Source organism: Pseudomonas putida NBRC 14164, assembly GCF_000412675.1.
In the GTDB taxonomy this organism is placed as follows: Bacteria; Pseudomonadota; Gammaproteobacteria; order Pseudomonadales; family Pseudomonadaceae; genus Aquipseudomonas; species Aquipseudomonas putida.
Map to the genome: position 1 here is coordinate 2,296,787 of NC_021505.1, position 11,105 is coordinate 2,307,891.

Genomic DNA, 11,105 nt, shown 5'->3' on the forward strand with positions numbered 1-11,105 from the left:
CTCGCTTATCAGGACGGCGCAGTGGCAGATAACAACAATCCGCCACTCTTTTCCAATGGACTTTTCTTGCTCGGGCGTTTTCACATGATTCAAGCAGCCTCGATGGACCAGCGAAGCTTCCGCAAACTGTTGAGCCGTAACATCGGCCTACCCTTGGGGGTTGGCCTGCTGGGCGCGGTGGCCTTCGTCGCGGTGATCAATTACCTGCTTTCGGCCATGCAGTGGGTCGAGCACACCGACCGGGTGATCGGCAATGCCAACGAGACGGTCAAACTGTCGATCGACATGGAAACCGGTATGCGCGGCTTCCTGATCACGGGTGACGAGCGTTTCCTTGACCCCTACGAGGTGGCCAAGCCACGTATTCTCGGCAGCCTGCAAAGCCTGCGCGCGATGGTCGAGGACAACCCGCAGCAGGTTGATCGCATCGACCGGCTGATTGCCTTGCAGCACGCCTGGAACGACTTCGGCAACGAGATGATCACCCTGCGCCGCAGCCAGGGCGATTACCAGGCCTCAATCGGCAATGGCCGGGGCAAGCGCATCACCGATGAAATCCGCAAGGAATTCGATGGCCTGATCAGCACCGAACAACAGCTGCGCATGGCCCGGAACGAAACGGTCAGCTCGGTTACTGTGACGGCGATTTCGGCCTTCGTGCTGTTCATCGTCAGCCTCAGTGGTTTGCTGGCGTACCTCGGCCGTCGAGACCTGCTGGCCCTGTCGACCAGCTACGATGAAAACCTTCAGGCCCAGCAGCGCTCGGCGCAGCGTCTGGAGCACCAGGCCTGGTTGCGCAATGGCCAGACCCAGCTGGCTCAACAGGTGCTCGGTCAACTGACCTTGCCCATGCTCGGCGACAACATCCTGCGCTTCTTCGCTTCTTATCTGGGCAGCGTGGTGGGCGCCGTGTATGTGCGCGACGAGCATGGCCGCCTGGTGCGGGTGGCCTGTTATGGCCTGGGTGCCGAAGAGCAGGCCCGCGAGCAGATCAGGCTGGACCACGACGGCCTGTTGGCCCAGGCGGTGCGCGAAGGCCGCCTTTTGCGCCTGGACGACCTGCCAGAAGACTTCTATCGCCTCAGTTCCGGCCTGGGCAGCGGCTTGCCGCGCAGTGCGCTGCTGATGCCGGCCACCGAAGACGGTCAGATCAACGGGGTGATCGAGCTGGGTTTCCTGCGCCCTCTGCAAGAACGCGATGAAGAGCTGCTGGAGCGCGTCGGCGGCAACCTCGGCATGTCCATCGAAAGCGCCCGTTATCGTCAGCGCCTGCAGGAAGTGCTGGCCGAAACCCAGCAACTGAATGAAGAGCTGCAGGTGCAGCAGGAAGAACTCAAGACTGCCAACGAAGAGCTTGAAGAGCAGTCACGAGTGCTCAAGGAGTCCCAGGCCCACCTGGAGACCCAACAAGCCGAGCTGGAGCAGACCAACGAGCAGTTGTCGGAACGCACCGATGCGCTCGACCGCAAGAACGATGAGCTGGGCCGGGCGCAGGTGGAGTTGCAGGCCCGCGCCGACGACTTGCAGCGCTCGAGCAAGTACAAGTCCGAATTCCTCGCCAACATGTCCCACGAGTTACGCACGCCGCTGAACAGCTCGTTGATCCTGGCCAAGCTGTTGGCGGAAAACGGCGAAGGCAACCTCAGCGAGGAGCAGGTCAAGTTCGCCGAATCCATCTACTCGGCCGGCAACGACCTGCTCAACTTGATCAACGACATTCTCGACATTGCCAAGGTCGAGGCCGGTAAACTCGAAGTACGCCCCGAGACCACCCAGGTCGAGCGCCTGGCAGAAGGCTTGCGCGGCATGTTCCAGCCGCTTGCCGGCCACAAGGGCCTGGCCTTCGAGGTCAAGGTCGAGCCGCAGGTGCCGACCACCCTGTTCACGGACCGTCAGCGCCTTGAGCAGATCCTCAAGAACCTGTTGTCCAATGCCATCAAGTTCACCGAGCGTGGCCAGGTCAGCATGAACGTCAGCTTCCAGGCTGGCAATGGTATCGTGTTCGCGGTGCGTGACAGCGGCATCGGCATTGCTGCCGATCAGCAGCAGGCGATCTTTGGCGCCTTCCATCAGGTCGATGGCACCAGCAACCGCCGCTACGGTGGCACCGGCCTGGGGCTGTCGATTTCCCGTGACCTGGCGCATTTGCTTGGTGGCCAGATCAATGTCGAGAGCACCCCGGGCCAGGGCAGTGTGTTCAGCCTGATTCTGCCGGAACGCTATGCCGCCGAGGCTGAAGATATCGAGCCGCAAAGCCTGCGCCCTGCCGTCGACGCGTTGCCACCTGCGCCGCAAGTGCCTGTGGCCGCTACCACCCTGCGCCCGGCGCCGACTTTTGCCGACGATCGCGAGCGGGCACCTTTCGATACCCGGTGCATTCTGGTGATCGAAGACGAGCCCAACTTTGCCCGCATCCTCTTCGACCTTGCGCACGAACTGGGCTACAGCTGCCTGGTGGCCCATGGTGCCGACGAAGGCTTCGAGCTGGCGGCCCAGTACATACCGGACGCCATCCTGCTGGACATGCGCCTGCCCGACCACTCGGGCCTGACCGTGCTGCAGCGCCTCAAGGAGCAGGCCGGCACCCGCCATATCCCGGTGCACATCATTTCGGTGGAAGACCGCGTCGAGGCGGCCATGCACATGGGCGCGGTAGGGTATGCGGTGAAACCGACCAGTCGCGAAGAACTCAAAGAAGTCTTCGCTCGCCTGGAAGCCAAGCTTACGCAAAAGCTCAAGCATATCCTCCTGGTGGAAGACGACGACCTGCAGCGCGAGAGCATCGCCCGGCTGATTGGCGACGACGATATCGAGATCACTGCCGTGGCCATGGCCCAGGATGCCTTGGCGCTGTTGCGCGAGAACATCTACGACTGCATGATCATCGACCTCAAGCTGCCCGACATGCTCGGTAACGAGCTGCTCAAGCGCATGACCGCCGAGGATATCCGCTCCTTCCCGCCAGTAATCGTGTACACCGGGCGCAACCTGACCCGCGAAGAAGAAGCCGACCTGCTCAAGTACTCGCGGTCGATCATCATCAAGGGCGCGCGTTCGCCGGAGCGCCTGCTCGACGAAGTGACGCTGTTCCTGCACAAGGTAGAATCGCAGCTGTCCAACGAACGCCAGCGCATGCTCAAGACTGCGCGTAGCCGCGACAAGGTGTTCGAGGGGCGCAAGGTGCTGCTGGTGGACGACGACGTGCGTAATATCTTCGCCCTGACCAGTGCCCTGGAACACAAGGGTGCCATCGTCGAGATTGGCCGTAACGGCCGCGAGGCCATCGAGCGCCTGGAGCAGCATGACGACATCGACCTGGTGCTGATGGACGTGATGATGCCGGAAATGGACGGCTTCGAGGCCACCCGGCTGATTCGCCAGCAACCGCGCTGGCGCAAACTGCCGATCATCGCCGTGACCGCCAAGGCCATGAAGGATGACCAGCAGCGTTGCCTGCAGGCCGGAGCCAATGATTACCTGGCCAAACCGATCGACCTGGACCGTTTGTTCTCGTTGATTCGTGTATGGCTGCCGCAACTGGAGCGAATTTGACTAGCGAACGTAACACCGACATTGAAATCCGCTTGCTGATCGAGGCCATCTACCTCAAGTACAGCTACGATTTTCGCAATTACTCCGGCGCCTCGATCAAGCGCCGGATCCTGCATGCGCTGCGCCAGTTCGACTGCCTGACTGTATCGGCGCTGCAGGAGCGCGTGCTGCATGACCCCGGCATGTTCATGCAGTTGCTGCAGTACCTGACGATCCCGGTCAGCGAGATGTTCCGCGACCCTGACCACTTCCTTGCCGTGCGCAACGAAGTGGTGCCGCTGCTGCGTACCTGGCCCTCGATCAAGGTCTGGATCGCGGGCTGCAGCACAGGCGAGGAGGTGTATTCGATGGCCATCCTGTTGCGTGAGGAGGGCCTGCTCGAGCGCACCATCATCTACGCCACCGACATCAACCCGCATTCGCTGGACCGGGCCAAGCAGGGTATCTACTCGATGCAGAGCATGCGCGAGTACGAGGAAAACTACCGTCTGGCCGGTGGCCGTCGTGACTTTACCGAGTACTACACAGCGGCCTATGGCAACGCCATCATGGACAGCAGCCTGCGCGACAACGTGACCTTCGCCGACCACAGCCTGGCCACCGACAGCGTGTTCTCCGAGACCCAGCTGGTGTCGTGCCGCAATGTGCTGATCTACTTCAACAAGGAGCTGCAGGACCGCGCCCTCGGGCTATTCCATGAGTCGCTCTGCCACCGGGGTTTCCTGGTGCTGGGCAGCAAGGAGTCGGTGGACTTTTCGGCCTACAGCGACCGGTTCGAGCCGCTGGTCAAGCCCGAACGGATCTTCCGTAAGTCATGAACGGCGTACGCGCAGTGGTGATCGGCGCCTCGGCTGGCGGCGTGGCTGCATTGTTTGAAGTGCTCGGCGCGCTGCCACCGGCGTTCGCCCTACCTGTGCTCTGCGTGCTGCACCTGCCGGACGACCGCCATAGCCAACTGGCCGAAGTGCTGCAGCGTCGGCTGCATCGGCCGGCGCACGAGGCACGTGACAAGGAACGCATCAGCAGCGGGCAGATCTATGTGGCGGGTCCGAGTTACCACCTGTCGGTGGAACACGACCTGACGCTGTCGCTGAGCCAGGAAGAACCCGTTCATTTCTCGCGTCCAGCAATCGATTTTCTGTTCATCTCGGCGGCCGATGCCTATGGCGACGGCCTGCTAGGTGTGCTGCTCACCGGTGCCAACGAAGACGGCGCCAGGGGCCTTGCCTATATCAAGAACAATGGGGGCCGCACGATAGTCCAAGACCCTCGCGACGCACAGGTCGCCCTGATGCCGGAGGCCGCCCTGGCCCTGCACCAGCCCGACCATATCCTTACTCTGAGTGGTATCGGGCAGCTGCTCGCGACCCTGGAATACAGCGCATGCTAAGCCACACCACCGCCAAACTGCTGATTGTCGACGACCTGCCGGAAAACCTGCTGGCGCTCGATGCCCTGATCCAGGGCGACGACCGCGAGGTGCACCAGGCCCAGTCTGCCGAAGCGGCGTTGTCGTTGCTGCTCGAGCACGAGTTCGCGCTGGCCATCCTCGATGTGCAGATGCCGGGCATGAACGGTTTCGAACTTGCCGAGCTGATGCGCGGCACCGACAAGACCAAGAACATCCCGATCGTTTTCGTCAGCGCCGCAGGCCGGGAGATGAACTATGCCTTCAAGGGCTACGAGAGCGGCGCCGTGGACTTTCTGCACAAGCCGCTCGATACCCTGGCGGTAAAAAGCAAGGTCTCGGTGTTCGTCGACCTGTTCCGCCAGCGCAAGGTGCTGGGCCGGCAGCTGGAGGCCCTGGAGCATAGCCGCCAGGAGCAAGAGTTGTTGCTCAGCCAGCTGCAGGTGGCGCGATGTGAGCTGGAGCATGCAGTGCGCATGCGTGACGACTTCATGTCGATCGTCTCCCACGAGGTGCGTACGCCGCTCAATGGCCTGATCCTGGAAACCCAGTTGCGCAAGATGCACCTGGCACGGGGCAACCTGGACGCCTTCAGCGCCGACAAGCTGCAGGCCATGGTCGAGCGCGACGAGCGGCAGATCAACAGCCTGATCCGGTTGGTCGAAGACATGCTGGATGTTTCGCGCATCCGTACCGGTAAATTGTCGCTGCGTCCCAGGCTGTTCGACCTCGGCCAGCTGGTGCGCGGGTTGGTGGAAAACTTCACCGCCCAGGCCATGGCCCTGGACACACACATCGAACTGCAGCGCTGTGAAGCATTGAAGGGGGAGTGGGACGAATTCCGGATTGAACAAGTAGTGGCCAACCTGCTGTCCAATGCCATGCGTTACGGCGAGCGCAAACCGGTGCAGGTGCGGGTGTTCGAGCAGGAGGGCATGGCCTGGGTGCAGGTGCAGGATCACGGCATCGGTATCAGCGCCGCCAACCAGCAGCGGATCTTCCAGCAATTCGAGCGGGTCGCTGCCCAGCAAGCCAGCGGGGGCTTGGGCTTGGGGTTGTACATCTCCGAGCAGATCGTGCAGGCGCACTGTGGCCGGATACGGGTTGAAAGCGAGGAAGGCAAGGGCGCCACATTCACCCTGCAATTGCCGCTGGCAACATTCAAAGAACAAAACGACCAGGCTCGGGCAACCTCTGCGTAAGCCTGGGGTCTGATGGCCAACTGTAAGAATTTCAAGGCGTTAACATGAGTGAAGATGCACAAGATGTGGTGTTGGTCGTCGAGGATGAACCGGCGATTCGCATGATTTTGCGTGATTACCTTGCAGGTGAGGGGTACCACGTGCTGGTGGCCGAAGATGGCGAGCAGGCGTTTGCCATCCTGGCCAGCAAACCGCACCTGGACCTGATGGTGACGGACTTCCGCTTGCCGGGTGGCATCTCCGGGGTGGAGATTGCCGAGCCAGCGGTGAAGCTGCGCCCGGACCTGAAGGTAATCTTCATCAGTGGCTACCCGGCAGAGATTCTCGAGTCAGGCAGCCCGATCACCCGCAAAGCACCGATCCTGGCCAAACCGTTTGACCTGGACACCTTGCACGAGCAGATCCAGAGACTTTTGCGTTAAAGCGGGTGGCCCCATCGCCGGCAAGCCAGCTCCCACAAGTACTGCACAGGCCTTGAGATCTGCAGCGTAACTGTGGGAGCTGGCTTGCCGGCGATAGGGCCAGTAAAGGCTATCGCAGGGTCCGCTCTATACCACCTGCCAACATGCTCTCCATCAGCCCCAGCCCCTGTTCCTCGGGCAATGCCTTCAACATCCCCGGCAACTGGTTCAGCAGCGTCGCCACCACATGCGCCGTGGCCACCAGTGCCTGCCCCTGCAACTTCGCCTGCGGCGCGATCAGCCTCAGCAACCCCGCCTCATAACGTTTGCGCAACAAGGCCAGGCGCGCCTGCTGGTCATCGCTCAGGCAGCACAAGTCGCGCTCCGCCAGCCGAAACTGCATCGGCCGCTCGGCATGCAATTGCCAGTGTGCTGCAATCAGGCAGCCCAGTGCCGAGGCCCCGCGTGCCATGGCCCGGCGGCCTTGGTCCAAAGTGGCCTGCAGTTCTTCGTACAACTCCTCGATCAAGTCGTACAACAGGTCCTGCTTGCTGGGAAAGTGGTGGTACAGCGAGCCTGCCGTCAGCCCCACATGGGCCGCCAGCTCGCGCATGCTGACCTGGCCAAAGCCCTTTTCGGCAAACAGCGCCATGGCCCGGTCACGTCGCTCCTCAAAGCTGGCACAGCGCATTGCGGCATTGACCGGGGGCATGGCGGCTTGTCCTCAGTAGGTGAAGAAACCGCGGCCGGTCTTGCGCCCCAGCCAACCGGCCGCGACCATTTCCTTGAGCAGCGGGGCAGGGCGGTACTTGCTGTCGCTGAAGCCTTCATGGAAGGCCTCCATGATCGCCAGCAGGGTGTCCAGGCCGATCAGGTCGGCCAGGGCCAGCGGGCCGATGGGCTGGTTGCAGCCCAGGCGCATGCCGGTGTCGATGTCCTCGGCGCTGGCCAGGCCTTCCTGGCGCACGAATATCGCTTCGTTGATCATCGGCACCAGGATGCGATTGACCACGAAGCCTGGGCGGTTGCCGGCGGTGATCGGCGTCTTGCCGACCTTTTCGGTTACCACCAGTGCTTGGGCGTAGGTGCTGTCGCTGGTCTGCAGGCCGCGGATGATCTCGACCAGCGCCATCATCGGCACCGGGTTGAAGAAGTGCACGCCAATGAAACGCTCGGGGTGCTCGATGCTGGCGGCCAGCTGGGTGACCGACAGCGACGAGGTATTGGTAGCGATCAGGCAGTCGTTGGTGACGTTGGCGGCCACTTGCTGCAGGATGCGCTGCTTGAGCTGCAGGCTTTCGGTGGCGGCCTCGATCACCAACTGTGCGCTGCTGAGCTGGGCGTAGTCGGTGCTGGTGCGGATGCGTGTTTTTGCCGCCGCCGCCTTGTCCGCACCCAGGGTGCCTTTGCTGACCTGGCGCTCGAGGTTCTTGCTCAAGGTGGCCACGCCGCGCTCCAGCGCCGCGTCGGAAACATCCACCAGCAGCACCTGGTAACCAGCTACTGCACACACCTGGGCAATACCATTGCCCATGGTGCCGGCGCCGATCACGGCGATCTGTTCAATACTCATGTGTCAGGCTCCCTCAGACGCGCTCGAAGACCACGGCAATGCCTTGGCCGCCACCGATGCACATGGTGGCCAGGGCGTAGCGGCCCTGGATGCGCTGCAGTTCATGGATGGCCTTGGTCGCGATGATCGCGCCAGTGGCGCCCACCGGGTGGCCCAGGGAAATGCCCGAACCGTTGGGGTTGACCTTCTCCGGGTCGAAGCCCAGCTCGCGGGCCACGGCGCAAGCCTGGGCGGCGAACGCTTCGTTGGACTCGATCACGTCCAGGTCCTGCAGTTTCAGGCCGGTCTTTTCCAGCACCTTGCGGGTGGCCGGGATCGGGCCCAGGCCCATCAGTTCGGGCTCGACACCGGCGTGGGCATAGCCCACCAGGCGCGCCAGCGGCTTCAGGCCCAGGCGACGCACCGCGTCACCGCTGGCCAGCACCAGGCCGGCCGCGCCATCGTTGATGCCGCTGGCGTTGCCTGCAGTCACGGTGCCGTCCTTCTTGAACACGGTCTTCATGCCGGCCAGTTGCTCGGCGGTAACGTCGCCACGCACGTGCTCGTCCACGGCGAACTGTACGGTGCCTTTGCGGCTTTTCAGCTCCAGCGGGACGATCTGGCTGTCGAAACGGCCTTCTGCAATGGCGCGGGCGGCGCGGCGCTGGCTGGTCAGGGCCAGTTCATCCTGCATTTCGCGGGTAATGCCGTGTTTGGCGGCGACGTTTTCTGCGGTAATGCCCATGTGGAAGTGTTCGAACGGGTCCTGCAGCACGCCGACGGTGTAGTCGATGCCTTGCAGGTCGCCCATGCGCGCGCCCCAGCGTGCCTGCGGCAGCAGGTACGGGCCACGGCTCATGGACTCGGCACCGGCGGCAACGGCCACATCGGCATCACCGAGCAGCAGGCACTGGGTGGCAGAGACGATGGCCTGCAGGCCCGAGCCGCACAGGCGGTTGACGTTGAAGGCAGGTGTTTCCTTGGGGATGCCGGCGTTCATCGCGGCAACCCGCGACAGGTAGGCATCGCGCGGTTCGGTCGGGATCACCGTGCCCATGACCATATGGCCGATCTGCTCGGCGGCCACGCCCGAGCGCTCGATGGCGGCGCGGGTGATGGTAGTTGCCAGGTCGGCCAGGGGCAGGTCCTTGAGCGAGCCTCCAAAACCACCGATGGCGGAACGCACGGCACTGACGACGTAGATTTCTGGGCTGCTCATAGAGGCTCCGTAAGCTTAGGCATGGCGGGACCGGGCCAGGCTCTGCGAGAATGGCCGGCGGTCCCGGAGTGGGGTCGAGTCTAGGCAAAGGCTCTGTTGCAGCCTATGCCGGATCTGTTCAAACAACCTGGCACTTTTTGCCACTCAGCATAGACAGCGAAAACCACCATGCGCGATAGCGATTCGGTCGCCGTGTACTTTCTCAATGCCATGCTCCACGCCCTGCGCGACTGCCCAGCCGAGCGTGATGCGCAGCTGCGTGCCGTGGGCATCGACCCGCAACTGCTCGAACAGCCCCAGGCACGCGTACCGGCCAAGGCCTTCTCCGAGCTGTGGTTGGCACAGATTCAGCGGCTGGACGACGAGTTCTTCCGTCTCGACAGCCATGGCATGCCGCTGGGCAGTTTCGCCCTGATTTGCCGGGGGCTGATCCTTGAACCAAACCTGGAAAAGGCCTTGCGCCAGTGCCTGGGTGGCTTCGGCCTGTTCCTGCGCGACCTGCGCGGCAGCCTGACGGTGCGCGCTGGGCGCGCGCTGATCAGCGTGCAGTCGAACATCGCCGACCCACTGACCCGGGTGTATGCCGAGGAAACCTACCTGGTGCTGATGATCGGCATGTTGTGCTGGCTGGCCGGGCGGCGCATCGCCATCGACCGCACCGAGCTGGCCGTGTCGCGCCCGGCCCAGGACGACGACCTGCTGTTGTGGGGCCCGGACCTGCGCCTGGGCAGCGGGCGTACCGAAGTGGAGTTCGACAGCGCCTACCTGCGTTTGCCAGTGGTGCAGGACCTGGCGACCCTGAAAACCTTTCTGCGCAGTGCGCCGCAGGGGTTGGTGATCCGTTTTCGCAACCAGAACGGACTGGTGGCGCAGGTGTACCGGCATTTGCGCGCCCGGCACTATGGGCAGTGGCCGACCTTGGCGGCGCTGGCGCAGTTGCAGGGGATCAGTGCCAGTACGTTCCGCCGGCAGCTGGAGCGGGAAGGGCGGTCGTACCAGCAGATCAAGGATGAGGTGCGCCGGGCGATGGCCTTCGAGCGGTTGCGCGAGGGGGTGTTGAGCATTGCCGAGATAGCCGAGCAGGCCGGGTTCCAGGAGCCGAGTGCGTTTCACCGGGCGTTCAAGAAGTGGACCGGGCAGAGCCCCGGCAGCTATAGGGCGCGGTTGGCCGGGCGTTAGTTGTTCCCTGTACGGCCCCTATCGCCGGCAAGCCAGCTCCCACATGTCCCCCATGATATTCGAGGTTTGTGGAGTATCTGTGGGAGCTGGCTTGCCGGCGATAGGGCCGGTACGGCGATCAATGAATGATCAGGCCGGCACCATGGCAAACCCGACCCCGAAGCGGTTCCAGGCATTGATGGTGGCAATCGCCAGGGTCAGGTTGGCCACTTCGGTCGGTTCGAAGTGCTCCTGCAAGGCTTCATATTCCCCCTGCGGTGCCCCACGCTCCGGCAGGCGGGTCAGGCTCTCGACCCAGGCCAGCGCCACACGTTCACGCGGGGTGAAGTAGGCGGTTTCGCGCCACACGCTCAAGGTCTGCAAGCGTGCTTCGGTCTCACCGGCCTTGCGTGCATCGTTGGCGTGCAGGTTGACGCAGTAGGCGCAGCCGTTGATCTGCGAGGCCCGCAGGCGCACCAGCTCCAGCAGGGAGCTTTCCAGGCCGCTCTTGGCCAGGGCCTGTTCCAGGCCGACCATGGCTTTGTAGGCTTCCGGGGCGTGCTTGGCCCATTCGATACGGTTGTGCATGGCTGTCTCCAAAAGGTGTGGGGTG

10 protein-coding genes are annotated in these 11,105 nt (G+C 63.0%); 6 read left to right on the forward strand and 4 right to left on the reverse strand.

From position 1 onward, the window contains the following. Positions 1 to 84: 84 nt before the first annotated feature. From PP4_RS10300 to PP4_RS10320, 5 genes are read left to right on the forward strand one after another with little or no spacing between them, the layout of a single operon-like run. Entirely contained in the window at positions 85 to 3,552 is a 3,468-nt protein-coding gene (locus PP4_RS10300) for a response regulator (protein WP_041167679.1), read from the forward strand. Beyond that, entirely contained in the window at positions 3,549 to 4,370 is an 822-nt protein-coding gene (locus tag PP4_RS10305; RefSeq protein WP_016499120.1) for a CheR family methyltransferase, read from the forward strand. Before PP4_RS10300 ends, PP4_RS10305 begins: the two co-directional genes overlap by 4 nt. After that, entirely contained in the window at positions 4,367 to 4,942 is a 576-nt protein-coding gene (locus PP4_RS10310; RefSeq protein WP_016499121.1) for a chemotaxis protein CheB, read from the forward strand. The genes PP4_RS10305 and PP4_RS10310 overlap by 4 nt, the downstream gene beginning before the upstream one ends. Then, on the forward strand, positions 4,936 to 6,162 hold the full coding sequence (locus tag PP4_RS10315) for a hybrid sensor histidine kinase/response regulator (RefSeq protein ID WP_016499122.1): 1,227 nt from the start codon (positions 4,936 to 4,938) through the stop codon (positions 6,160 to 6,162). Before PP4_RS10310 ends, PP4_RS10315 begins: the two co-directional genes overlap by 7 nt. A 44-nt stretch (positions 6,163 to 6,206) precedes the next feature. After that, a complete protein-coding gene (locus tag PP4_RS10320; protein WP_016487624.1) occupies positions 6,207 to 6,584 on the forward strand; it encodes a response regulator in 378 nt (125 codons plus the stop codon). 109 nt (positions 6,585 to 6,693) lie between these two features. Here the strand turns inward: PP4_RS10320 and PP4_RS10325 are convergent, their stop codons facing one another. Genes PP4_RS10325 through PP4_RS10335 form a run of 3 tightly spaced genes read right to left on the reverse strand, consistent with a single transcriptional unit; the run spans position 6,694 to position 9,334 of the window. Beyond that, positions 6,694 to 7,275 (reverse strand): TetR/AcrR family transcriptional regulator, encoded by a 582-nt coding sequence (locus tag PP4_RS10325; RefSeq protein ID WP_016499123.1) that lies wholly within the window; start codon positions 7,273 to 7,275, stop codon positions 6,694 to 6,696. Positions 7,276 to 7,287: 12 nt separating this feature from the next. Further along, positions 7,288 to 8,136: a 3-hydroxybutyryl-CoA dehydrogenase gene (locus PP4_RS10330; protein ID WP_016499124.1), complete on the reverse strand. Its 849-nt coding sequence runs from the start codon at positions 8,134 to 8,136 to the stop codon at positions 7,288 to 7,290. 13 nt (positions 8,137 to 8,149) lie between these two features. Then, complete coding sequence (locus PP4_RS10335) at positions 8,150 to 9,334, reverse strand: acetyl-CoA C-acyltransferase family protein (protein WP_016499125.1); 1,185 nt, start codon at positions 9,332 to 9,334, stop codon at positions 8,150 to 8,152. A 168-nt stretch (positions 9,335 to 9,502) separates the two neighbouring features. On the opposite strand from PP4_RS10335, the gene PP4_RS10340 reads away from it, so the two are divergent. Beyond that, entirely contained in the window at positions 9,503 to 10,513 is a 1,011-nt protein-coding gene (locus tag PP4_RS10340) for an AraC family transcriptional regulator (RefSeq protein WP_016499126.1), read from the forward strand. 129 nt (positions 10,514 to 10,642) lie between these two features. Here the strand turns inward: PP4_RS10340 and PP4_RS10345 are convergent, their stop codons facing one another. Continuing rightward, on the reverse strand, positions 10,643 to 11,080 hold the full coding sequence (locus PP4_RS10345) for a carboxymuconolactone decarboxylase family protein (RefSeq protein WP_016499127.1): 438 nt from the start codon (positions 11,078 to 11,080) through the stop codon (positions 10,643 to 10,645). Positions 11,081 to 11,105: the final 25 nt, after the last annotated feature.